This is a genomic window from Halomonas sp. A11-A (genome assembly GCF_003182195.1).
GTDB lineage: Bacteria > Pseudomonadota > Gammaproteobacteria > Pseudomonadales > Halomonadaceae > Halomonas > Halomonas alkalicola.
The window spans coordinates 1-23,392 of the sequence record NZ_QGTM01000033.1 but is presented as its reverse complement, the minus strand read 5'-3'; the positions used below and the strand labels follow the sequence as shown (position 1 = coordinate 23,392).

Genomic DNA, 23,392 nt, shown 5'->3' with positions numbered 1-23,392 from the left:
CCGCGCAACCTCCTGGAACGCCTCCAGGCGTACGAGGACGACGTGTTGCGCTTCCTCGACGACCCTGCCGCTCCCTTCACCAACAACCAGGGGGAGCGCGATCTGCGAATGACCAAGGTCCAGCAGAAAATCTCGGGCTGTTTCCGCTCCTGGGAGGGTGCTGAGATCTTCTGCCGCATGCGTAGCTTTCTCTCGACCGCCGTCAAGCAAGGGGTAGCGGCGCATACCGCACTGGAGCAACTGTTTGCGGGGGAGGTGCCAGCCTTCATGCAGCAAGAAGCCCCGACTCAGCCAACCGGTGCTGAATAGTTACGAAGATTCTTGAATTTCATTATTTAAACCTTTAGATGCAATTCGTTAATGGGGGGCAGAAAACCAATCCAGGAGCTGCCCTGCCATTTCCATCAGTTTATTTTTGTCAACGAGAAATCTTTATCGATGCTTTGACCCAACCAGATGAACACCCGTGATTAGCGCCCCATCACTACTGCAACCAGCCGTACCCGAAAGCGCTATTGCTGCCATGGCTCATATGCTTGCTAAAAATACGCTGGGGAAATTTGAAATCGCCCATGGAGAACGCAACATTAAGCACGCAAGCAGCAGAGTCGCTCAAGCATAATGAAGAACCCATATCTGAGGGCACATAGCTATCCCCGCTCACCCACCTTTTTAGTATGCCACGAAGATAATTATTATAGGCTCCTCCATATCTAGAACAGTGAAGACCCTTCCTTTCATCCAGACTTATTACAAGCGCCCCCTGTTTCCGCAAGAGTGTCAGACTCCTGCCGACATCCTGATAATCGAGCAAGGCCATCCCCGTACTCAGCCTGATTTCAACCAGATCGGTTACTCTCTGGGAGAGAAGAGTGTTCAACTGCTGTCGTCGTTCACTAACGCCCCCAGGATTAACCACCGGGGAGAGCCCATTATCTTTCAAAAGAGAATACACTTTCTCAGCAGCACTCCCCTCGCCATTTAGGTGAAGCTTACCAGAGGCCCCACAGGGGTCTATGCTGACCAGAACAACAGTGTCATAGTGCTTCCCCCAAACCATCCGGGAAGGCCCGGAAAAGGCCTCTCCATGTAATTTAATATCTTCGACATCACAAGACACAAACAACGCTGGCAGATAATTCATGGCTGTCTCCCGGCTATAACTTGATTGCGGAAATTACCGATTCACGGTTTTAGCCGATTGCCCACCGATACCGAAGTTCTGCTTAGGCATTTCATTGATAATGATGCGAACACTCTCCATCGGTGCGCCCAGAGATCGGGAAATGGCTTCACTCACTTCCCTGATCAACATCTCCTTTTGGTCATCGGTACGCCCTTCCAGAATATTGATCTGTGCAATCGGCATAAAACCTCCTTACTCAAACCGGGCCGTTATGGTTCCCAGGCCCTGGTATCGAACGCTGATGTTGTCACCAGATTCCACCGCAATCGCAGCAGTGATACCACCAGTCATGATGAAGGTACCCGCCGGGATGTGTTCGCCCCGCTCGGCCAGCAGGTTAGCCAGCATGGCGACACTGGAGGCCGGGTGGCCTAGCACAGCAGCACCGGCACCCACGTCAACCACTTCGCCGTTCTTCTCGACCACCACGCCCAAGGTCTTAAGATCGATACTGGACACGTCGGCCACCTGGCCACCGGTAATGAAACGGCTGGAGGAGGCGTTGTCAGCCACCACACTCACTAAATCGAATTTGAAATTCTCATAACGGGAGTCGATTACCTCCACCGCCGGAATCACGAAATCGGTGGCAGCCAGTACATCACCGATGTGGCACCCCGGGCCATGCAACGGTGCCTTGGTGACGAAGGCGATCTCGGCTTCGATCTTCGGATGAATCAGTTCCTTGGTATTGACCACACCGCCGTCCGGCACGCTAAAGTAGTCCGCCAGGAAGCCATAGATGGGGGTTTCCACACCCATCTGGGCCATCTTGGCCCAGGAAGTCAGGCCCATTTTCATGCCAACCACCTTGTTACCACGGGCCTCCTTACGGCGGCGAATTTCCCACTGTACGTTGTAGGCATCTTCAAAGGTCATGTCCGGAAACTCGGTGGTGACCTTGGTGATGTCGTGGGCATGAAGTTCAGCGTTTTCTACATGCTCTGCCAGGGATAAGACCTGCTCTCGGGTCAAAGTCATACTCATGCTTTTTGCTCCTCTTGCGCCTTCAACAGGTCCAGCGCCACGTCCACGATCATGTCTTCCTGGCCACCCACCATCCGGCGTTTTCCCAGTTCAACGAGAATATCCACAGTCTTCAGGCCATACTTCTGCGCCGCCACTTCCGAATGGCGCAGGAAGCTGGAGTAAACGCCGGCGTAGCCGAGAGCCAGGGTTTCACGGTCCACTCGCACCGGGCGGTCCTGCAGCGGGCGCACAATGTCGTCGGCGGCGTCCATCAGGGCGTACACGTCGGTGCCATGGTTCCAGCCAAGCTTGTCGAAGGCAGCAATGCAAACTTCTAGTGGGGCGTTACCGGCACCGGCCCCCATACCCGCCAGACTGGCGTCGATGCGGTCACAGCCTTCTTCCACCGCCACGATGGAGTTGGCCACACCCAGGGCCAGGTTGTGGTGGGCGTGAATGCCGGTTTGGGTTTCAGGCTTGAGAACGTCTTTGAGAGCCCGGAAACGATCACGAATATCATTCATGTTCATGGCACCGCCCGAATCAACCACATACAGACAGGTCGCGCCGTAGTTTTCCATCAGTTTGGCTTGTTCAGCCAGGCCCCTAGGGGTCTGCATGTGGCTCATCATCAGGAAGCCAACAGTGTCCATACCCAGCTTTCGGGCATGTTCAATGTGCTGTTTGGACACATCCGCTTCAGTACAGTGGGTCGCTACGCGAACTATGCGGGCACCCGCCTTGTAGGCATTGTCCAGATCGTGGACGGTGCCGATACCGGGCAGCAGCAGGGTAGCGATTTTGGCGTGTACCACTACTTCGGCGACCGCTTCGATCCATTCCAGGTCGGTGTGGGCGCCGAAGCCATAGTTGAAGCTGGAGCCCTGGAGGCCGTCACCGTGGGCGACCTCGATGCTGTCTACTTTCGCCATGTCTAAAGCACGAGCAATATCCTGCACGTTCTTGATGGAGTACTGGTGACGGATGGCGTGGCTGCCGTCGCGCAGGGTCACGTCGGAGATGTAGAGTTTCTTGCCAGGGTTAACAGTCATGGTTCAATCTCCTCAGTGGATCAGTGACTCGGCGATGCGCTCGGCGGTGCCGAGGGCCGCGGAGGTCATGATGTCGAGGTTGCCGGCGTAGGCCGGGAGGTAATGGGCGGCGCCTTCGACTTCCAGGAAGATGGAGGTTTTCAGGCCACTGAAACGACCCAGGCCCGGGACGTTCATGGGCTGCTCTTCCGGGATCACGTCAAACTGCACTTTCTGCTTGAGGCGGTAGCCGGGCACGTAGGAAGACACCGCTTGCACCATTTCTTCGACCGAGGCTTCCACTTCCGCCTGGTCGGCGGCGTCGGACAGCACGTACACGGTGTCGCGCATCAGCAGCGGGGGCTCGGCCGGGTTCAGGATGATGATGGCCTTGCCCTTCTGGGCGCCGCCGACCACTTCGATGGCCTTGGAGGTGGTTTCGGTGAACTCGTCGATGTTGGCACGGGTGCCGGGGCCGGCGGACTTCGAAGAAATAGACGCCACGATTTCGGCGTAGTGCACTTTAGCTACACGGGAGACGGCAGCCACCATCGGAATGGTGGCCTGACCACCGCAGGTGACCATGTTGACGTTGCCTTCCTGCAGGTTCTGCTCCAGGTTCACGACGGGGACGCAGTAGGGGCCGATGGCCGCCGGCGTCAGGTCGATGATCTTCAGGCTTTCCTTGTGGCCCCGCAGGAACACTTCGTTGTGCATGTGGGCACCGGCGGAGGTGGCGTCAAACACGATGTCGATGTCGGCAAATTCCGGCATCTTCACCAGGCCATCCACGCCTTCGTGGGTAGTGGCCACGCCCATGCGGCTGGCGCGGGCCAGGCCATCGGATTCCGGGTCGATGCCGACCATGGCGCCCATTTCAATATTCTTACCGTTACGCAGAATCTTGATCATCAGGTCGGTGCCGATGTTGCCCGAACCGATGATGGCGGCTTTCAGTTTCTTGCTCATAATCTTGTCCTCTTTCGGTCCGGATCAGACAAAGCGCACTGACGCGCTGCCAATCCCGCCAATGTCCACACGCATGGCGTCACCGGCTTTCACCGGCTCCAGCGGTACCAGGGAGCCTGACAGGATGACTTCACCTGCTTTCAGGGAAATGCCGAACTCACCCAGGGTGTTGGCCAGCCACGCCACGCAGTTCACCGGGGAGCTCAATGCAGCCGCGCCGGCACCGGTGCTGATGATGGAACCGTTCTTCTCCACCACCATGCCGCAGGTCACCAGGTCAACGTCTCCGGGGGAGACCGCGTTGTCGCCGAGTACAAACAGGCCACAGGAGGCGTTGTCGGCGATGGTGTCCTGAATGGCGATCTTCCAGTCCCGAATTCGGGAATCGACAATTTCGAAACAGGGCATGATGCATTCGGTGGCCGCCAGCACATCGGCGTTGGTCACGCCAGGGCCGGTCAGGTCTTTTTTCAGAATAAAGGCGATTTCGCCTTCGGCACGCGGCGCAATCAGGCGGTCGCTGATAGGCACCACTTCACCGCTGTTGAACACCATGTCGTCGGTCAGGTAACCGAAATCCGGCTGGTGTACATTCAGCATGTTCATCACCGCCTTGCTGGTGACGCCAATCTTCTTGCCGATGATCCGGGCACCGGCCTGTTGCCGGCGCTCAAGCATGCGCAGGGAGATGTGATAGGCATCTTCAATGCTAATGTCTTCGCCACGGTTGGTCAGCGGCGAAATAGCTTCACGCTTGACCATGGCTTCGTAAAGCTCGTCTCCAAATGCCTGGATCTTTGCCTGTTCCATCACTTATCTCCGACAGCGGCCTGATCCGCTTCATTCAGAAAGTCGTTGACCAACCGGGAAAACCGATCGGCATGCTCAATCTGGGTCCAGTGGCCGCAGCGCCCGAATACATGCAGCTGGGCACGATCGATCAACTCTGCCAGTTTCAGTGATGCTTCTACCGGAATGACCTCATCTTCACGGCCGTGCAGTATCAAGGTCTCGTGGGGCAACGCGCGGATGTCCTCTTCCGGGCTAGCCAGGTTGTCCACCCAGCGCTGGCGCGGAGCCGGGAACATGGCGGCAAAGGACTCCTGGAAACCGGGGCGAATGCTGGCCTGGTAACGCATTTCTGCCAGTTCGTCGGTCAACAGCCCCTTGTTGAAGGCAAATACATCCATCAACCGGCGCATGGTTTCTAGCGAGGGCTGGTAACCCCAGACTTCGTCCAGACCCTTGGTTATGGGGAAGCTGACACCTACAGACCCCATTAACACCAGCCGGCGTACCCGTTGCGGGTGCTCAATAGCTAGGGCCAGGGCAAGGCCACCACCAAAGGAGTTACCCACCAGGTCCACCTGTTCCAGGCCCAGTTCATCCAGCACACCGATGGCATGCTTCACCCAGCGCTCGCGGTTGTAGATCTGGTCTTCCGGGCGCTCGCTGTAGCCGAAGCCCAGCATGTCCGGCGCGATCACACGGCGGTGTTTGGCCAGCTCGGGAATCACCAGGCGCCAGTTAGCCCAGGCGGTCACGCCGGGGCCGGAGCCGTGAATCATCATCAGCGGAAATCCGCCTTTGCCGTGATCATGTAGGTTGGTCCGGTAGCCGGCGGCGGTAATCTCGCGCCCGATTTCAGGGCTGTGTACAGGTGCATTCATGGCTACCTCACAGTTTGATACAGACATTCTTCATTTCGGTGTAGAACTCCAGGGAGTGCACACCACCCTCGCGGCCGATACCGGACTGCTTGCTGCCACCAAACGGCGTGCGTAGGTCCCGCAGGAACCAGCTGTTCACCCAGATGATGCCGGCTTCAATCTGCCCTGCTACCCGGTGCGCGCGGCTGACGTTTTCGCTCCAGATCGCAGACGCCAGGCCGTAAGGCAGGCTGTTGGACAGTTCGATGGCTTCTTCTTCGCTGTCGAACGGGCGAATGTGGCAGCAGGGGCCGAAAATTTCGTCGGTCACCACCGCAGAATCGTCCGGCAGGCCGGTCCAGATCGTGGGCTGAACCCAGGCGCCGCCGGCGTACTCCTCCGGCATGTCGGGCACACCACCACCGGTCACCACCGTGGCGCCGTCGTCCACCGCCTTCTGGTAGTAGGACAGCACTTTTTCGCGGTGCTTCAGGCTGACCAGCGGGCCGAAATTGGCCTTGTCGTCATCGGGCGGTCCGATGCGCAGTTTTTCCGCTTCTGCTTTCAAGCGGGAGACAAACTCGTCGAAGATGGAACGTTCGACATAGACTCGTTCGGTGCCCAGGCAGACCTGGCCACAGTTGACGAACGCAGAGCGCATGGTGCCTTCGATGGCCTTGTCCATATCGCAATCGGCGAACACCAGGCCGGCGTTCTTACCACCTAGCTCCAGGGAAATGTCCCGAATGCCTTTGGCGGCCGCTTTCATGATCACCTCGCCGGTGCCGGTTTCTCCGGTGAAGGTGAAGCCGTCTACCTCCGGGTGAGCCGTGAGGAAGGCGCCGGCGGAATCGCTACCGAAGCCGTGCACCACGTTATACACGCCGTCCGGCACGCCGGCTTCCTTCATCACTTCGCCCAGCAGGGCGGTGGTGGTCGGTGTCTCTTCGGACGGCTTGACCACCACGGTGTTACCACAGGCCAGCGCAGGACCAACTTTCCAGGTCATCAGCAGCAACGGCAGGTTCCAGGGACTGATTACGCCAATCACACCCTTGGGACGGCGTACGGCGTAGTTCAGCGCGCCGGCGCCATCGGGAGTGGCCATCTCAAAACTTTCCGCTGCCACGTTCTTGACCATGTCGGCGAAGACTTTGAAGTTGGCCGCACCCCGGGGGATGTCGATGTGGCTGGCCATGGACTTAGGTTTGCCAGTGTCCTGGCACTCCGCTTCCAGAAACTCGTCAAAGCGCGCGTTGATACCATCCGCCACCTTGTGAAGAATCCGGGTACGCTCGTCCAACGTCATTCTGCCCCAAGGCCCGCTCAGTGCAGCGCGGGCCGCTTGCACGGCAGCGTCCACTTCGTCCCGTCCGGCTTCGTGCACCTTGGCAATCACCTTTCCGTTGACCGGATTGACGTTATCAAACAGCTTTCCGCTGGCGGAACCAACGTATTGGCCATTGATGTAATGTTTAATCTCTCTCATTGCTGCTTGGTCCTGTTGACTCTGAATCAGGTCATCACTGTCAGGAAGCGCTCGTTCAGTACCCGATCGTGATAAAAGATGGCCTTGCCGAGATCTTCTGCCTTCCAGGTGACAGGTTTGTGATCTGGATAATGATAGTCACCACCACAGAAGACTTCGTTGCGATTGCCGGACGGATCAAAGAAGTAAATGGTCTTGCCGTGGGTTAGACCGTGGCGGGTGGGCCCTATATCAATGGAGGTGTCGGTCATGGAAATCAGGTCCGCCGCGCGCAGTACGTCTTCCCAGGTCTCCAGGTAAAAAGAGGCGTGGTGGAACTTACTCGGCTCTTCGCTGTGGATAAATGCAACATCGTGTTCCTTCATGGACACAGTCAAGAACTGGGCAATACGAGTGCCCTCCGGGTCCAGAACCTGTTCGGCCAAATGGAAGCCCAGAACATTCACGAAAATATCGTACACCGCCGCTAGCTCAGGACCATAAAACAGGCAGTGGTCGAACCGCACGGACTTCATGCCCTGCAAACCACGAGGCCAAGCCTCCGGGTTGACACTGGAGATACCCCATTTTCCGGTGTACTTCTTGTCGGCGTAGAGTTCAAACGCGTGACCGGAGGGGACCGAGAAGCGAATGCGTCGGCCGCAATCCTTCAGTTCGCCTTCAGGGATCTGCTCCACATCGACGCCGTAGGCCACCAGGTCTTGTTCAAGCCGGACAAGAGCCTCTTCATCCACCACCTTGAAGCCCATGAAATCGCAGCCTGGCTCATCTGCCTCTCGCAACACCAGAGAGAACTTGTCTACTTCGGTCCAAGCCTTAAGGTATACACGGCCTTGATCATCGCGGTCTGTTTCAATCAAGCCGACTAGTTCCACATAGTGTTTAACGGCCGCTTCCATATCGAGAACGCGAATCTGGGCGTGACCGGGACGCATTACACCTTTTTTCATGACTATTACCTCATTGCTGTTTTTGCTTAAGAGTTATTTACTTTTCCAGCTACATGCTGGGCTGGCACTCGATTACAAGGTTATTTTTGGGGTAAATGCGGCAAGCCAGCACTTCGCCCTTTTCCATGCTCTCAACTGGAACATGGCGCTTGCTCATTTTTCCGCACTCGTAACTACCACTTAGTACCTTGATCATGCAGTAGCCACAGCCTCCCCCCCTGCAACCAACTGGAACACACCTTATTCCTACCTGTTCCATTCCCTTGAGTACGCTCTGTCCCTCCTTGCAGGTAAATCTGTCTCCCGTTGTTTGATTGAAAACTTCAAATTCCGCACCCATGGCTCATCCCCTTCATATTTTCTTGAACAGGGCGGAGCGCTGGGTATCTTCAGCTCCATCTGCTGCGGTCAGAAATTTCTCCATAAAGATGTCCCGCTCGAACAGGCGACCCCTCATTAATGTAGTGATAGCAGCATCGATCATAGGAGGGGGGCCACACAGGTATGCCTTGTGGCCAGCGAAGCGACCACCGAAATACTCTTTGGCAGCATCATGAACGAAACCATGGAACCCCTGCCAGCCCTTATCTTCTTCGGCCTGATTCAGTGCTGGCACATAGGTAAAGTTTTCGTGGTTACGGTCCAGGTTCTCAAATAGTTCACGATTATAAAGCTCGGCAACGTTGCGAGCCCCCTGGAATAGGATGATTTTCCTGTCATCGCTTTTTTCCAGCAGATCAAGAACCATCGACTGTGGGCTGGATAGCCCTGAGCCACCGGCAATAAAAATCAAGTCACCAGGCTGAGAGCTCCGCACAAAGAACTGACCGTAGGGACCAGACAGGTGCAGCTCGTCTCCCGTCTTCAGCTGCTCGTGAATATAGGTGGTGGCAGCTCCCCCCTCTACCAATCGCACATGTAGCTCGACTTCATCAGGCTTACTTGGTGGGTTGGCCAAGGAAAAGGCCCTTGGGCCACCCACTCCCGGCAACTCGATGTTGATATACTGCCCGGCCTGAAACTTCATCGGGCGATCCAGCTTAAGGTGAACGCCCTTAATGGACGGCGAAAGATCGACGATATCAGCGACCGTGGCGACATAGTCCTCGACTGGACAGCCTTCAAAGTCCGGGTCTACATCGATGTCGGCTTCGATAGTGACGTCGCTTTCCACTGTGGCGCAGCAGGCCAGCACCTTGCCTTCGCCTCGCTCCACGTCCATCAGGGCAAACGGTGAGGCGTCGCCAATCTCGACGTCGCCCTCAAGCACCTGCACCTTGCAGGTAGCACAGGTGCCGTGACCGCATGCAAACGGCAACCAGACGCCCTGGCGGAGCGCCGCCGCGAGGATGGTCTGGCCTTCCTCCACTTCGATCTGCTCGCCAATGGGTTCGATAGTTACGGTATGGCTCATAGCACTACCCTCAGTATCCGACGCCAGCCATGCCTTTGAGGTCAGGTGTTGTGACCGTCAGCATGCTTTTGTGATCAATGCCGTTATCTATCAGGCTGGCATCCGCATCCGGGGTAAACGGCTCATCGTTCAACAGCCATTCGGCATTCAGGAAATCCGCCTTGCTAGAATCCGGGTGCGCTGCAGTTGCCGGCTTGAGAATTTCTTCAATCAGGGCACGGAAGGTCATGTCCGGCTGAACCGACAACGCTAACGGCGCGCAGAACATCAGGTGATCAGTCCAGTAGACATACAACAGCTGCATGCCGTTAAAGTTCTCGACCTTGTCTTTGGGCTCGAATTTGTAGTCGTATAAAGCGTTTACACTCATGATGGTCACCTTGTTGTTTTTGTGGGTGGTTCGCCCGGCGCCAGTGGCTACCGGGCGACTCCCGGGTCAGTATCAGGCGGCGTCCTGGTTCTCATCAGCAGGCTTTTCGCCCTTGATGGCCATCCAGCGCTTGTGGTCCGGCGAACCGAGGTACTCGAAATTGTCCTCGCCGATGTTGATGTGGTAGTACTTCTGCACCACGGTCTCGATATCTTCGCCTTCGCAGTTACCCTGATAGATCTGATGCACCGGCAGCCAGGCCTGCACGTATTTTTCCGGCTCGTGCTTGAAGATGTCGCAGCATCCTTCGGAGCAGAAATGGTAACGCTCGCCTTCATGAACCAACTGACGATGGCTCAACTTGGTGGGCGCGCCCATTTCGGTGAACAGGTTCGGTACCTGGCACACCTGGCACAGTTGCGGCAGGGTGTTATTGTAGAAGCGACGGCCAGCGGCGGCCTCTTTCGCCAGGAACTCGTAGCGCGGACGGTAGTACTTGTCGAAAGTGTCCGGGTACTTTTCAGACATCCAGTCCATTTCTTCCTTCTTTGGAACCCAGGTATGGAAGTTGGTGGCATAGCTATACTGGTAGAAAGTGGTCCACAGCTGGTGGCTCAGGTGATGCTTGGCATCGTTGGCCACGTCCTGGTACTTGGGCGGACGGATGCCGTAACGCTCCAGATCCTGGAACAGGGCTCCACCGTTCTGCTCGTAATACACTTCCCAGGCCTCGGCCCAGCTCATCACCTTGTTCGGCAGCATGTAGTCCATCATCAGGCTGACCAGGCTGAGCAGGCGGAATCCGCGCCAGAACCACTTATCGATCCAGCGCTGAACAATGGGCACGTTGTCTTCGTGCTGCTCCAGGATGAACTTGATCACCTCAAGGCCCAAGGTCATGTGGCGTGCTTCGTCTGACTGGGCAGAGAAGCCGAAGGTCACGGTGGCCATGTCGCCGTTGTATGCGGCGCCCGACATAAACGGAACAAACACGAGGTTAGTCAGCACATACTCGAACGAGAACGAAATGGCGGTCAGGAATTCGAACGGGCCAGCGGAGCGAGCATCGTCAAAGAACGACTTGGGCACCGACAGGAACCACACCCGGTCGTGCATGTGCGCAGCATCATGCAGGCCGTTAAAGTGCTTGTTGTAATGACTCATGGCGTGTTGCTGGGTCTGCGAATGACGCAACTCGTCAATCGACTGCATCTGACAAGCCACCCGCGCACCAGCACCACTGAACTGACGACCTGCCTTGGCATAACCCTGGTAGGCCCCATGTTCCAACGGAGATATGCCACCTATGAACAGCTTCAGGGCGTTGACGTAGCGAGCGTCTGAAATGTTCTGGTGGCCATTATTCTGGGCAAACGCATCAAAAATGGCGTACAGCTTCTTCTCTTTTTCCGCCTGATACTTCCAGTACGAATCCATGGTCAGACGGAATGGGTCTTCCCACTGAGACCAATCGGTAATCTTGATACCTTCAAAGTCCTCGTGCGGAAAAATGTCTTCTTTTTTCTGGTAGGTAGGCTCCCAACTCATGTCGCGGGTCAGATACTGGTATTTGTCTTTGAGATTCAATTTCTTGTTTTGAACAGCCATGATGATTCTCCCAATTAATTCCACTCAAGAATAAAATGGTCATCGTCCTCATCGACATTGCCGCCGATGCTGATGACGTTTACGAGCATTTCCTGAACATCCCAATCGCGAGCCAGCTTTTCTTCCATCGTTTCCCGGTTTATCACCAGGCGCTTCTCAGCCTGGATCCGGATCAACGCAGGCTGGTGCTGTATTTCCGCATGAGGGTTATCCTCCATAACCGCTTCGGCTAGATAGCGAGAGTCGTCGTTGTCCTGAAATACAATGAATACCAACTGGCTCATGCTGAGACTCCCCTACTCTGCAGTCCGAATTTCTTCAGGCGGGTAGAAAGCTCCGCCCGGGCTTCATCCAGAGCGTCAATACCCACCGAGGCTTCTGCCAGTGGTTGGAGAGCGCTATAAACCTGCGGCTCCCACTGATCGATCCACGTCTGGAGCAGTTCGCAATTGGCTTCGCTCTCACCGGCGACGGCTTTGATCATGGCGTTGGTCCAGCGAAGGGATTCTTTGTACCAGTCGCGCATGAACTCGGTCAGCATGGAAACGTCTTCCGCACCCTGAGTCGCAAGCCAGGCATCCATTTTGTGGTACACCAGGGTGTACATCAGTCCATCCAACAGAATGTTCTGAACCAGGGTCAGTTCGAACCAGTCATCAACGACCAGGGTGTCCTCCACGAGTTTGCGCATGGGCTGCCACAGCTCGTCATCCATCCAGTAGCCTTTGGACTCGTCCAGTGCCTTACCGGTATTACCGTCAATCAACAGAGCAATGCGAGACAGGTACTGACCAATGCCCAGACGATCCATCGCGGCGTAGATGTGCATCTGGGAAACGGTGGTGGCTACAGCGTCACCCGAGATCTTGCTGTTGTTCATGTTGGCGCCCAGTTCAACATGACGAAGAGGCACCAGCAGGCGCAGCAGCTGCTTCTGAGTCTCTTCCGGCAGGCGCGTCAACAAGTTGCGCTTGTCGCAAAAACCAAAGCTGGTCTCGGCGGACTCCTGCATTTTGGCCCGGTTGCCTACGTAGACGCCGTAGTAGTACTGGCGGGGATCAGACACCGCGTACCAGTCGTCCATGCGGATGGCGGTACGGCGATCATCATTGAGCTCGTATCGGGAATCCCATTGGGGGCGATAGTGGAAGTTGGTTTTCGCCTCCAGGTCGTAGCTCGCTTCCTGATAGCGGGTCGCCGGCTTATCACCGAAACGACGGGCAATGTGACTGTAGGTCTGGCGGATGGGTTCCACCGAATTGGTCTTGATTTCAATGCTCATATCAACCTTACCATTAGTTATTATACAGTGGAGGTTTTGAGGATTACTTAGTAACGCTGTCCCCGTTCGCCGAAACGCCACTTGATCATGTCCTCATCTATCTCGCGGATCATTTCGGCATCCATATGGACAACGTTGTTGTGCTTGCAGAAAAGCTCGAAAGCCTCAGTAGGAAGGACGAGCTCTACAAACAGCTCCGGATAACCGATAGCGAAGTCAAACTCCACAAAACGGTCACCTGGTTCGCTACGAACCCTTATATAGCGAGTCAACTCATCGAAGGTTTTGGTTTCGATTTCCGTCGTCATTGCTTGCACCGATTTTTTAGTTGTTGTCCTGTCCCGTCATAAGCAACCCCCATGCCAAACATGCAAAATGCCTAGAAAAACACCAATAACATTCTGTTTTTTAACAATTTATATAAATACCCGCGGGTACTGGCCAACCCAGTCTGGAGCCATTTCCTGACCGCGACCTCGGCCGCCTGATGATCAAATGCTCAACCCCAAATGGCCTCGTCACCAAATGCTTGTCGAACTAAAGTCGAAGTCGTGATGATCTCATCCCCCGCTCCTTACCTGCATTCGTTCACAGTAAGGTGAGCCAGGAAAATGGCTGCACCCCTGCGTCATGAATGGTCCATGAACGGCACTACAGTAGGCCCGTACAGCTGTGCCTGTGTGACAGGGACGATACTCCAGCGGGTCAGAGCGATGGATCTACTTATCGGGTCAGCAATGGCTCCGATAGCAGACGAAGGATATCTGTCAGAGCGGGCTGTGCTTGAAGATCCGAATGGCATCATTCTTGCAAAGCGCTGTCTGGCTGCCTTAACCTGCCTGGGCACTCTGTTGCCCCATGGAATGGCAACCGTCACTCATCTGGATGGAAGAGCTCCCATGACCACATCGATAGACAAGGCCCTTACCGTTGTCGTATCTCGCCGGGTAATAAAGGGCAAGGAGGCTGATTTTGAGGCGTTGAGCGCTGAAATGACCAGGCGCGCCTCTGCATTCCCTGGCTACCTTGGTGCCACCTTGTTTAGGCCCGCTTCTCCGGATGACCCGGAATATCGTATTGTCTTCAAGTTCGACAATGAAAAATCGCTAGCAGCTTGGGAGGAATCAGAACAGCGCGCCGAGCTATTGGAAACAATTGAGGGGTTGCTCGTGACTCCCAGTGAGCGGGAAGTGACGGACGGAATCGTCGCCTGGTTCACCCTGCCAGGTCACAATCCGGTCAAACCACCTCCCAGACACAAGATGGCAATGGTGAGCTGGCTAGGCCTTTACCCGGCCGTGACACTTGTCTTTCTGCTGTTCGGCGGGCTTCTTGAACAGGTTCCCTTGCTGCTGAGAACCTTGATCGTCACCGCCGTGGTCATGTTCCTGATGAGCTACTTGATCATGCCGCACATGACCCGATGGTTCTCGTTCTGGCTGTTTCCGGGTCGTGATAGGAATATACGCTAACGTTAAAATACCTGGATCTTCCACTCGGGAAGTCAGTCGATTATTATCCCGGTAAATATTATACCGGGATAATGAAAGCACGGGGAGATTCCCTCGCTGGCCGACAGGCCAGCGCGAGTCCTCGCCGTTCGCTGATACTCTGCGTGTCGGCGAAGGAAGTAAATAATTTCTGATCAAATAATGCCCGCCTTCTTCAGTCTATAAGATAGTGCCGGGCGCGTCATGCCAAGCATCCTGGCTGCACGAGCGATGTTCTGATCGGCTTCATCCATGGCCTTCTGAATCAGGGTTTTTTCCACCTCCTCCATGCTTAGCCCCTTACTCAGTATCTCGTCAGGCCAGCTGCGCGCTGATTGACCTGCCTGGCCTGTAGTCACGTTGCCTGTGGCATCAACACGGTCTACTAGCCCCCCCTCCGAAATGACGGGTGGAGTCATGAACAGGGCTTCCTGACTAATGCTTTCATTGTTATCTGTCAAGATCACCCCTCGCTCAATCACGTTCTCAAGCTCTCTTATATTCCCTGGCCAACGATAATTTAGGCAGAGCTCTAGAGCCTTGTCGGAAAGGCCGAGTGTGTGCTTTTCATATTCTGCCTGAAACTTATCCAGAAAGTGCCTGACCAGCAGGGGCAGGTCTTCCAGCCTCTCCCGCAATGGCGGTATCTTGACCGGAAAAACATTAAGACGATAGAAAAGATCGGCACGAAACCTTCCTTCCGCCACAGCCTGTTCCAGGCTCTCGTTCGTGGCGGCAATAACCCGAACATTCACCTTTCTCACACGGTTGTCCCCCACCCGCTCGAGTTCGCTTTCCTGCAGGACTCGCAGCAAGGTTGCCTGTGCCCTTGGAGTCAGCTCGACCACCTCATCCAGAAATATCGTTCCACCATCGGCGCGCTCGAACCTTCCCTCCCGGGACTGGGTAGCACCGGTGTAGGCCCCCTTTTCCACCCCGAAGAGCTCCGCTTCTATTAAGTCCGGCGGGATGGCAGCGCAGTTGACCGCAATAAAAGGCCCATCAGAACGTTCACTGCGAAGATGTACGCTACGTGCAATCACCTCCTTGCCGACCCCAGTCTCACCAAGTAAAAGTACGGAAACTTTTCCTTGGGCAGCCTTGTCGATCATCTTGCACACTTTATTGTAGGATTTAGACTGTCCGATACCGTAGTATTGCCCCTGCTGATTTTCCAGACTGCTACGCAGTGAAGTCAATTGAGTCTGAAGATTGTATAGCTCTTCAATTATTGGATCAGTCTTAAAGTGTCTGGAAAACTCCTCTGCATCTTCCCAAGCTTCTGCAGGCTTCCCCTCAATGATGCATTTTTCATCGCCGCAACCGCGGCAGCTTACCTCATGAAAAATAATTTCTCGCCCCATGAATGAAGAGGTATAGGCACAAGCGTAGCCCAGCAGCGCCCAGCAGGCCGGTTCTTCCATCGTGCCCAGTTCAGTCTGACAGATTTCAACTTCCCAAGAGTCTACCCATTCGAAAATCCCATAAAACTCCCCAGTCTCAACATCCATGTCTATTTCAATCGGCACAACTTTGACCATCCCCTTGAGGGAATGGAGCTGGGGCCCAACAAGAAAGATGTCTAGATCACTGCAGTTAGGCCGAAGCTTTCTTGCTAACTCTGCATCTCGCAGGCCGGACTGATAACCAAGGCGCATAAAAAAACCCTTGGCACGCTGAACTCCCATGCTGTTTACTATTTCACGGCGGAAGGCTGCCAGTGAAGTTAGATTCATCATTAGTGCTCGTTGTTCACCGAACCATATCTTTCCCTCTGTGCTGTGGAACTGTATTTGTTTCGTCAGATCTTTAAAATCCGAATGGCTCAAGTGGGGTTTATAGCTGGCACTCATTGCAATCCTCTTCATTGTTTATTTTTTTCAAACAAAGGGAGCTCTGAATTTCAATAGCTTATTAATCTCCTGATTGCCCATGGTTCCCGGTGACTTTTTTCGAAATAGCACTGCTGCCACAGAATCCACTCCCATTCTGTTCCGTTGCATCCTACCCAGCTAAATCAGTTGTGCGCCGTGATGTCTTCAGCTTCATAGTCACCCTCACTCTACTAGAAAAGCAACCTGCCATTCCAGAGGATCTGGACTTAGGTAAACGCTGAAGAAGTTTCGTCGCAGTTGCCTGGAAGCTCCCGGCGGAGTAAGAATTTTATGATTCTTCGTCACATCAAGTGGATTTGGCCTGATCGAGCAGGCGACCCGCGGGGCTGCCGATTAGATAGATCATCGTAATGAAGTTGGCCTCGTTCCGGTAGACGCGCGCGTGACCTGGCCGCATAGAAGAGTCTGCTCATGCCCTCCAGGCGGGCGTTGGTCAGCCCCGAGCTCCAGCGCCTCACGACCTTGCTCGGCATGCCGCTCCAAGGTCGTCAGAGCCTTCGCCATCGCTTGAGCAGCGCCTTATTGGTGACCGCTTCCCGTATGACCTTGAGGTAGTTCTTGATGCGCCACCGGGCGGCTCGTCGTGTCGGAGCCTTTTGGATCCACTGTAGCTTCTCCTTGATCACACAGGCATCGCCGGTGACCCCTTGGTCGGCAACTAGCTCTTGCAGGGCTGCCAGCTGCTTGGCCGTCGGGTTGCCGTTGTCCAGGCTATTTAGCACCGCCCAGCGAAGAGCCGCCGACCAGCCGGCCACTCCTGCGGCCACGAAGTTGTTGCCGGTGTTCGGGTCGCGCTGCGCTTCGCAGTGCTCTTTGCCGGGCGCTCACTGCCGATTTTCGAAAAGGTCCACCACCAGGATGGCTGCCAACACTGTGAGGCGTACTTGTTGGCCGCCCTGGCCGAGATACTCCCCGACAGCGCCACGCCGATCCTGGTCACTTATGCAGGCTTTCGCAATCCCTGGTTCAAGGCAGTCGAGGCGCGTGGTTGGTACTCTGTCGGCCGGGTGCGTAGCCGGGTGCGTAGCCAGGTTCGCTGCCAGCTGCCTGGGGGCAAGTGGTAGCCGGTGGCGGATCTGCTTCCGCAAGCGTCCTCAGTACCGCAAGCGCAGGGCTCCGTCCAGATCGCCGAGAGCAACCCGCTGTCAGGCGACACGTAAAACTGCCTCCCAGGCGACACGGAAAACTGACCCCTCCGTGAGCTCACCAGGAGGGTCCATTCATGCAGCAGCTCGGATTTAACGTTCCCCACACTCAGGTACGAGGGGAACCGATGCAGAGCCCAGAGGATGTCGCCGCCATGCTGCGCCTGAAGGCCTGTGGCTGGGGCACTCAGCGCATCGCCGACGAGCTCGGTGTCAGCAGGAACACCGTCAAGCGCTACCTGCGCCAGGGCGGCTGGGCGCCCTACGCGAGGCCGCAGCGCAGCAAGTCGCTTGAAGGGCTGGAGGAATGGCTGAAGGCCCGCTTCCTGCAACACGCCGGCAACGCCGCCGTGGTCTTGCAGGATCTGCAGCTCGAACACGGCCTCACGGTCAGCCTGCGCACGGTGGAGCGCACTTGCGCGCCCTTCCGCCAGGCACTGGCTGCCGAAGCCAATGCCACGGTGAGGTTCGAAACACCACCCGGCAAGCAACTGCAGATCGACTTCGGCAGCCGCCACATCACCATCGGTGGGGAGTCGATCAAGGTCTTCCTGTTTGTCGCCACGCTCGGCTACTCCCGCCGCCACTATGTCCGCGCCTTCCGGCACGAGCGCCAGTCGGCGTGGTTCGCCGGCCTGGAAGGCACCTTCCGCCACTTTGGCGGGGTTCCGGAGCAGGTGCTGCTGGATAATGCTCGAGCGCTGGTCGACCACCACAACGCGGCGACCCGCGAAGTGGTGTTCAACGATCGGCTGGCAGCCTTTGCGCGCTACTGGGGGTTCCGGCCGGTGGCCTGTGCGCCGTACCGCGCCCGTACCAAGGGCAAGGATGAGCGCGGCGTTGGCTATGTGAAGCGCAACGTCATCGCTGGCCGGGCCTTCGCCTCCTGGGCGGCGATGGAGGCCCACCTGAGCTGGTGGATGCGCGAGATCGCCGACCAGCGGGTCCACGGCACCACCGGAGAGCTGCCGGCAGTGCGCTTCATCGCCGAGCCGGTCCAGGTCAGCGTGACCGACGGCGAGCTGCGGGTGCACCACGCCGGCCGCGAGGTGGCCCGCCACCCGGAGCTGGGCGGGCGCCGCCAGGTGCGCTGCCTGCCGGAGCACCTGCAGGGCATCGTCGGCTACCGGCCGCCCAAGGCGGACACCGAGGCGCCCAGCGAGATCGTGGCCACCGTGCCGCCAACGGCGGTTCCACCGGCCGCGCTACAGCGCGACCTGATCGAGTATGAGGCCGTGGTGGGAGGTGGCTGGTGATGACGACGCCGGACATTGAACGCCTGGACGCCATGCTGACGCGCCTCAAGCTGACCGCCATCCGGGAGCGACTCGACACCCTACTCGACGAGGCCGCGCGCCAGGAACTGACCCTGCGTGAGACCCTGGCCTTCCTCTGCGAGCAGGAGGTGGCCCACAAGGAGCAACGGCGTATCCAGATGGGGCTGAGCATCGCCCGCCCGTTCCTGCGCATCCTGGAAGGGTTCGACTTCAGCGTCCAGCCTGCCTTGGACCCCGGCCAGATCCGTGAACTGGCCTGCGGGCGCTGGATCGTCAACGGCGATACCCTGCTGCTGCTCGGCCCTCAGGGTGTGGGCAAAAGCCACCTCGCCGTGGCACTGGGTCGGGAAGCGGTCAAGGCCGGCTACTCGGTGCAGCGCTCCCAGAGCAGCCGGCAGGCTTCCCGGTAGCTGATCAACTGCTCGACCTGAGAGCGGCCAAGCCCGCTGTAGAGGCTGTTGGGCAGGGTGGGCAGCAGGTGCTCGACGGTATAGAGCATCCTGCTGATATGGCTCTGGGCGACCTGGTAGCCATCCTCGGCCAGGCGCTTGACCAGCTCGCGCTGCGAGAGCGTGTTGCCGCTCTCCTCCTCATACATTGCCCTGGCGTCCACTACGCCCTTGGCACGCTCGATCCAGAGCAGCTGGCCGCGGTTGTCGTTCTCGCTAAGGTGCCCCGTCAGCATCTTCACTTCCGACTGCCAGGGTCGGTACAGGGCATAAAAGGCATGGAAGCGCGACTCACCGGTCTCTTCATAGAGTTCGCGCAGGATCTGCAGGCGGGTATTGCCACCGTCGCAGATGGTGTAGTGCTTCTCGCCCGGCCGCTGGGTGACCGGGGGCTTGTGCTTGAGGCCCGCGGCACGGATCGACGCCTTGATCTCCTCGTACTTGGGGTTCTGGACCTGCCGGGGGTTGTGCTCGTAGGGCTTGAGCATGTCCAGGGTGACCCAGACGGCCATCTCCTGGTCGGGCGGTGTCATGGCATCCACGGGCTGCCCCTGACGCTTGGGGCTGGGCTGCATCAGGCGCTCACGAAGCTGCTGGTCGCTCGGGCGTTTCATCGGCGGTATTCCTCGGTGACGAAGCGGACGGAGGCGGCACCGCCATGCGGCGCCTGGGTGCTGATGACAGTGGCATCACGTGTCATGGCGGCACCTCTGCTGCCACTCCGCACGGCGTAGCTGAGCACGTGCATTGAGCTCGGCGCGGCGGTCCTTGGTGGTAAAGGAGGTGAAGACCGGCGCACAACCCGGCTTGCTGAACCGCAGGTGCCCACCGCTGGTACGCTGCACCTCCCACCCCCGGGTGGCGGCATAGCGCACTAGGCGCTGCATCCCCTTGCACCCCCGTGCTGCCGACAGCGACTTACTCATCGTTGGCCTCCTCGATCTCCCAGAAGCGTTTCAGCAAGGCGTCACCGCCTTCGATGAAGGTGTGGATCTCGTGGCCGCTGTAGGTGGCCATCTGGATTACCGCGAGGGCAGCCTCCTGCAGGTCCTCATCCAGCCCGCGCAGCCGCTGCATTTCGAAGGGCCAGCTGTCGCCGTTGTAGAGCGCGAGGAGTAGGCGGCGCAGGTGATGGGACTGGCCGCTGTGTCCCTGAGCCACGCAGATCAGATGCTCGAGAGATGAGAGCCCCTGCTGCTCAGCCTCAAGCTGACGCTGGCGAGTCTCGTTCATGACCTGAGCCAACGCCTGAGAAAGCCGGGAATGGGGTTCGGGTGTGCGCACGCGATACTGGCTCATGGGGTCACCTCCTGATGCTGCCAGGCCAACGGCTTGAAGCGCGCCGACTCCCCCTGGAACGCCAGGTGCACGGTGCCGGTGGGCCCATTGCGCTGCTTGCCCAGGATCAACTCGGCCAGGCCGTGGCTGTCTTCGTTGTCGGGGTGGTAGACCTCGTCGCGGTAGATGAAGGCGATGACGTCGGCATCCTGCTCCAGCGCGCCACTGTCACGTAGGTCGGCCATGCAGGGGCGCTTGTTGGGGCGGGTCTCCAAGGAGCGGTTGAGCTGCGACAGGGCAATCACCGGGGTGCGCAGCTCCTTGGCGGTTTCCTTGAGGATGCGGCTGACCTTGCCCACCTCGAGGGTGCGGTTTTCGCTGCCCGGCTCCTGAAGCAGCTGCAGGTAGTCCACCAGGATCATTGAGGGGCGGCCGAAGCGGCGGGTCATGCGGCGAGCGCGGGCCTTCAGGCTGGAAGCGGTGATTCCCGAGGCATCATCGATCAAGAGCTTCCCGTCCAGCTGGGTGAGCCGACTGACCGCGGCGGTTACCTTGGGCCAATCCCCGTCTTCCATCTTTCCGGTGCGCAGCTTCTGCAGGGAGACATTGCCCAGGCTGGCGATCAGCCGCAGCATCAGCTGCGACTCGGGCATCTCCAGGGAGAAGATAAAGACCGGACCGGCAGCCTCCTCTGCCATCAGGGCATGCTCCGCAAAGCCGAGCCCCATGGCGGTCTTGCCCATGGAGGGGCGGCCGGCCAGGATGATGAGATCCCCCGGCTGCCAGCCCGCGGTCATGGCGTCCAGCTCGCTCAGGCCGCTCGGGATCCCCGTCACCCCACCCTGCGCATTGAAGGCCTGATCGATGACGTTGATGGCCTCCCCCAGCATCTCCTTCATGGAGCTCAGCCGGTCGTGGCGCTCCTCCGTCAGGGCGAAGAGCTTCTGCTCGGCCTCCTCGATCAGCTCGGCGGCCGTGCGGCCCTGAGCGTTCAGGGCCTGCTGGTTCAGCGTGAAGCAGGTGTGGATCAGCTGCCGCAGCGCATGGCGGTCCTTCACGATCTCGGCATAGGCCGCCACATTGGCCGCGCTGGGCGTATTGCGGGCCAGCTCAGCCAGAAACGCGAGCCCTCCCACCTGCTCCAGCTGGTGGGCTTCCTCCAGCGCTTCGGAGACGGTCACCACATCCATCGGCTGGTCGCGATCTGCCAGCTCCCGGATCGCCTGAAACACCAGGCGGTGGGCCTGCTGATAGAACATGACAGGGGCCAGGCGGTCGGCGACCTCGTCCCACATGGCGTTATCCAGCAGCAGCCCACCCAGCACCGACTGCTCTGCCTCCAGGCTGTGGGGAGGCAGATAACCGGCTTCCAGGCGCTCCTCGGCCACCCGAAGCTCGACCAGGTTCTCAATGGCACTCATCGTGGCAGCCTCCCTGCATGGCGGTGGTGCTGACCATGGCGTCGATCAGCGGCTGCCAGTCGGGGTTGAGCTCACAGGCCATCGTCTTGACCTGGTCGGCAGCGGCGGGCGACTTGCGGCCGGCGGGCTTGCGCGGCTCGAACTGGTGAGCCGGCAACCCCGCGCTGGCCGCCTGTCGGAAGGCGACACCGGCGCGGATGGTGCTCTGCATGACGGTGACGCCCTGCTCGCCGGCGGCGAACATCTCTGCCAGCGTCTGGTGGATGCCCCGCGCATCGGCGGTTTCATCCAGGCGATTCACGAGTACGGAAACGGGGGGAACGGAGAGGTGGGTGAACTGGCTGAGCGCCTCGAGATCGCGCAGCAGGCCAACGGTGCCACGCACGAACTCACGGGCAGAGAGCAGCTCGGGAGTGATGGGAGAGAGAGCGTGATCGGAAGCCAGGACCGCCATCTCCAGCGTGATGGAGCGCGCCCCCTGGGTGTCGATCAGGATGAGGTCATAGCCCGACAGATTGGAGAGCAGCTGGGCAAGCCGGAAACGGCCGTCCGGGGCGTTGAGCAGCAGCTGAGGAAGCTGGCCGGCATGATCGTTGGAGATCACTACATCCAGATTGGGATGGGCCGTCTGCGATATGACGCGGTCGGGAGCCGTGTCGCTAAGCGCGATCAGCTCATAGGTGCCGCCGGGGGCTTCGGTGCGGAGGGGGTAGTAACTGGAGAGCGTCGGCTGACTGTCCAGGTCGATGAACAGGACCCTGAGGCCCGCATCGGCCAGGAGGCCGCCCAGATTGGCAGTGACGGTGGTCTTGCCGACCCCGCCCTTGGTCGAAATAACGGATACAACGCGCATAACCTCACCTCGGTTCCAGATGGAAACAAGTGTGAGGCTGATGATCTGTCTCTATTTCACGAAGCTGTCAGGTCTACTGACACGCCAGGCGGGGGTTCCACTCTTGCTCGTAAGCTACTGATTTCGCGTACTGTTTGATGGTGCCGGCACCAGGAGTCGAACCCGGGACCTACTGATTACAAGTCAGTTGCTCTACCAACTGAGCTATGCCGGCGATGCCGCGCTTGCCACGGTGTGAGAGGAAGCAGGCCTCTCAGCGAGAAAGACCGTGAACAGGGTCCACGGCCTTTCGGAAACGAGGTTGGCGATGGCTGGGGTACCAGGATTCGAACCTGGGAATGCCGATACCAAAAACCGGTGCCTTACCACTTGGCGATACCCCAGCAGTGTGGTGGCCAGAGAGGGAATCGAACCCCCGACACGGGGATTTTCAATCCCCTGCTCTACCAACTGAGCTATCTGGCCGCTGCCAACGGTGCGTATTAAACCTCAGCGGCGTTTCGCCGTCAACCCCTTCCGTTTCTAGGGTCTCCCCATTTTTTCCGGCGTGTCATCGGCATAGTCCTCCCGAAGAGGTGAACAAGTCTGGTATTCGTGCCTCGGTGCCTGGCGCTCTTCTCCAGAGGGGATAGAAAACACTTCGGCCTTGAGCAAACAGCCGTTGCCA

Annotated in this window: 27 protein-coding genes and 3 tRNA genes; 4 read left to right on the top strand and 26 right to left on the bottom strand. The window is 57.9% G+C overall.

The features are described from left to right. A partial coding sequence (locus DER72_RS15000) for a transposase (RefSeq protein WP_146209073.1) occupies positions 1–309 on the top strand: 309 nt, incomplete at its 5' end. 175 nt (positions 310–484) lie between these two features. Here DER72_RS15000 and DER72_RS16075 read toward each other — a convergent pair. From DER72_RS16075 to DER72_RS14925, 16 genes are all read right to left on the bottom strand, one after another. Further along, positions 485–1,144: a hypothetical protein gene (locus DER72_RS16075; RefSeq protein ID WP_146209072.1), complete on the bottom strand. Its 660-nt coding sequence runs from the start codon at positions 1,142–1,144 to the stop codon at positions 485–487. A 33-nt stretch (positions 1,145–1,177) separates the two neighbouring features. After that, a complete protein-coding gene (locus DER72_RS14995) occupies positions 1,178–1,369 on the bottom strand; it encodes a 2-hydroxymuconate tautomerase (RefSeq protein WP_110070748.1) in 192 nt (63 codons plus the stop codon). A 9-nt stretch (positions 1,370–1,378) separates the two neighbouring features. Then, positions 1,379–2,173 (bottom strand): 2-oxo-3-hexenedioate decarboxylase, encoded by a 795-nt coding sequence (gene dmpH / locus DER72_RS14990; protein WP_110070747.1) that lies wholly within the window; start codon positions 2,171–2,173, stop codon positions 1,379–1,381. After that, a complete protein-coding gene (gene dmpG / locus DER72_RS14985) occupies positions 2,170–3,207 on the bottom strand; it encodes a 4-hydroxy-2-oxovalerate aldolase (RefSeq protein WP_110070746.1) in 1,038 nt (345 codons plus the stop codon). Before dmpG ends, dmpH begins: the two co-directional genes overlap by 4 nt. Positions 3,208–3,219: 12 nt before the next feature. Further along, the gene (locus DER72_RS14980; protein WP_110070745.1) at positions 3,220–4,155 is read right to left on the bottom strand and encodes an acetaldehyde dehydrogenase (acetylating); all 936 of its coding nucleotides are present in this window, start codon (positions 4,153–4,155) and stop codon (positions 3,220–3,222) included. Between the two features lie 24 nt (positions 4,156–4,179). After that, positions 4,180–4,965: a 2-oxopent-4-enoate hydratase gene (gene dmpE / locus DER72_RS14975; protein ID WP_110070744.1), complete on the bottom strand. Its 786-nt coding sequence runs from the start codon at positions 4,963–4,965 to the stop codon at positions 4,180–4,182. Beyond that, on the bottom strand, positions 4,965–5,825 hold the full coding sequence (locus DER72_RS14970) for an alpha/beta fold hydrolase (protein ID WP_110070743.1): 861 nt from the start codon (positions 5,823–5,825) through the stop codon (positions 4,965–4,967). Before DER72_RS14970 ends, dmpE begins: the two co-directional genes overlap by 1 nt. A gap of 7 nt (positions 5,826–5,832) precedes the next feature. Then, a complete protein-coding gene (locus tag DER72_RS14965) occupies positions 5,833–7,293 on the bottom strand; it encodes a 2-hydroxymuconic semialdehyde dehydrogenase (protein ID WP_110070742.1) in 1,461 nt (486 codons plus the stop codon). 26 nt (positions 7,294–7,319) lie between these two features. After that, positions 7,320–8,243, bottom strand: coding sequence for a catechol 2,3-dioxygenase (locus DER72_RS14960; RefSeq protein ID WP_110070741.1), 924 nt, complete (start codon positions 8,241–8,243; stop codon positions 7,320–7,322). Between the two features lie 49 nt (positions 8,244–8,292). Continuing rightward, positions 8,293–8,583 carry a 2Fe-2S iron-sulfur cluster binding domain-containing protein gene (locus tag DER72_RS16685; protein ID WP_110070740.1) on the bottom strand — a complete coding sequence of 97 codons (291 nt, stop codon included), beginning with the start codon at positions 8,581–8,583 and terminating at the stop codon, positions 8,293–8,295. A 12-nt stretch (positions 8,584–8,595) separates the two neighbouring features. After that, positions 8,596–9,657 (bottom strand): NADH:ubiquinone reductase (Na(+)-transporting) subunit F, encoded by a 1,062-nt coding sequence (locus tag DER72_RS14950; RefSeq protein ID WP_110070739.1) that lies wholly within the window; start codon positions 9,655–9,657, stop codon positions 8,596–8,598. A gap of 10 nt (positions 9,658–9,667) precedes the next feature. Further along, the gene (locus DER72_RS14945; RefSeq protein WP_110070738.1) at positions 9,668–10,027 is read right to left on the bottom strand and encodes a phenol hydroxylase subunit P4; all 360 of its coding nucleotides are present in this window, start codon (positions 10,025–10,027) and stop codon (positions 9,668–9,670) included. Positions 10,028–10,099: 72 nt separating this feature from the next. Beyond that, the gene (locus DER72_RS14940) at positions 10,100–11,635 is read right to left on the bottom strand and encodes an aromatic/alkene/methane monooxygenase hydroxylase/oxygenase subunit alpha (protein ID WP_110070737.1); all 1,536 of its coding nucleotides are present in this window, start codon (positions 11,633–11,635) and stop codon (positions 10,100–10,102) included. Between the two features lie 14 nt (positions 11,636–11,649). Continuing rightward, entirely contained in the window at positions 11,650–11,919 is a 270-nt protein-coding gene (locus DER72_RS14935; protein ID WP_043313075.1) for an MmoB/DmpM family protein, read from the bottom strand. Next, the gene (locus DER72_RS14930) at positions 11,916–12,917 is read right to left on the bottom strand and encodes an aromatic/alkene monooxygenase hydroxylase subunit beta (RefSeq protein ID WP_110070736.1); all 1,002 of its coding nucleotides are present in this window, start codon (positions 12,915–12,917) and stop codon (positions 11,916–11,918) included. The genes DER72_RS14935 and DER72_RS14930 overlap by 4 nt, the downstream gene beginning before the upstream one ends. 47 nt (positions 12,918–12,964) lie before the next feature. Continuing rightward, complete coding sequence (locus tag DER72_RS14925) at positions 12,965–13,225, bottom strand: phenol hydroxylase subunit (protein WP_110070735.1); 261 nt, start codon at positions 13,223–13,225, stop codon at positions 12,965–12,967. A 591-nt stretch (positions 13,226–13,816) separates the two neighbouring features. Here DER72_RS14925 and DER72_RS14920 point away from each other — a divergent pair. After that, positions 13,817–14,389, top strand: coding sequence for an antibiotic biosynthesis monooxygenase (locus tag DER72_RS14920; protein WP_110070734.1), 573 nt, complete (start codon positions 13,817–13,819; stop codon positions 14,387–14,389). A gap of 173 nt (positions 14,390–14,562) precedes the next feature. On the opposite strand, the gene DER72_RS14915 is transcribed toward DER72_RS14920, so the two are convergent. Both DER72_RS14915 and DER72_RS16070 read right to left on the bottom strand, forming a co-directional pair. Next, positions 14,563–16,260: a sigma-54-dependent Fis family transcriptional regulator gene (locus tag DER72_RS14915; RefSeq protein ID WP_110070733.1), complete on the bottom strand. Its 1,698-nt coding sequence runs from the start codon at positions 16,258–16,260 to the stop codon at positions 14,563–14,565. 530 nt (positions 16,261–16,790) lie between these two features. Continuing rightward, the gene (locus DER72_RS16070) at positions 16,791–17,069 is read right to left on the bottom strand and encodes a hypothetical protein (protein WP_146209071.1); all 279 of its coding nucleotides are present in this window, start codon (positions 17,067–17,069) and stop codon (positions 16,791–16,793) included. 455 nt (positions 17,070–17,524) lie between these two features. On the opposite strand from DER72_RS16070, the gene istA reads away from it, so the two are divergent. Together istA and DER72_RS14905 are read left to right on the top strand one after the other, a co-directional pair. Then, the gene (istA, locus tag DER72_RS14910; RefSeq protein WP_110070732.1) at positions 17,525–18,703 is read left to right on the top strand and encodes an IS21 family transposase; all 1,179 of its coding nucleotides are present in this window, start codon (positions 17,525–17,527) and stop codon (positions 18,701–18,703) included. Further along, a complete protein-coding gene (locus DER72_RS14905; protein WP_110070731.1) occupies positions 18,703–19,134 on the top strand; it encodes an ATP-binding protein in 432 nt (143 codons plus the stop codon). The genes istA and DER72_RS14905 overlap by 1 nt, the downstream gene beginning before the upstream one ends. Here the strand turns inward: DER72_RS14905 and DER72_RS14900 are convergent. The 8 genes from DER72_RS14900 to DER72_RS14865 form a co-directional block, all read right to left on the bottom strand. After that, positions 19,089–19,787, bottom strand: coding sequence for a ParB family protein (locus DER72_RS14900; RefSeq protein WP_110070730.1), 699 nt, complete (start codon positions 19,785–19,787; stop codon positions 19,089–19,091). The genes DER72_RS14905 and DER72_RS14900 overlap by 46 nt on opposite strands. A gap of 75 nt (positions 19,788–19,862) precedes the next feature. Further along, positions 19,863–20,099, bottom strand: a complete 237-nt coding sequence (locus DER72_RS14895; protein ID WP_110070729.1) for a hypothetical protein — start codon at positions 20,097–20,099, stop codon at positions 19,863–19,865. Next, positions 20,092–20,472, bottom strand: coding sequence for a hypothetical protein (locus DER72_RS14890; protein ID WP_110070728.1), 381 nt, complete (start codon positions 20,470–20,472; stop codon positions 20,092–20,094). Before DER72_RS14890 ends, DER72_RS14895 begins: the two co-directional genes overlap by 8 nt. After that, positions 20,469–21,872, bottom strand: coding sequence for a replicative DNA helicase (gene dnaB, locus DER72_RS14885; RefSeq protein ID WP_110070727.1), 1,404 nt, complete (start codon positions 21,870–21,872; stop codon positions 20,469–20,471). Before dnaB ends, DER72_RS14890 begins: the two co-directional genes overlap by 4 nt. Then, a complete protein-coding gene (locus tag DER72_RS14880) occupies positions 21,859–22,725 on the bottom strand; it encodes a ParA family protein (RefSeq protein WP_110070726.1) in 867 nt (288 codons plus the stop codon). Before DER72_RS14880 ends, dnaB begins: the two co-directional genes overlap by 14 nt. Before the next feature lie 138 nt (positions 22,726–22,863). Continuing rightward, positions 22,864–22,939: transfer RNA gene (locus tag DER72_RS14875), tRNA-Thr, on the bottom strand. Positions 22,940–23,033: 94 nt separating this feature from the next. After that, positions 23,034–23,108 (bottom strand) — tRNA-Gln (locus DER72_RS14870). Between the two features lie 6 nt (positions 23,109–23,114). Further along, a tRNA-Phe gene (locus DER72_RS14865) sits at positions 23,115–23,190 on the bottom strand. Positions 23,191–23,392: the final 202 nt, after the last annotated feature.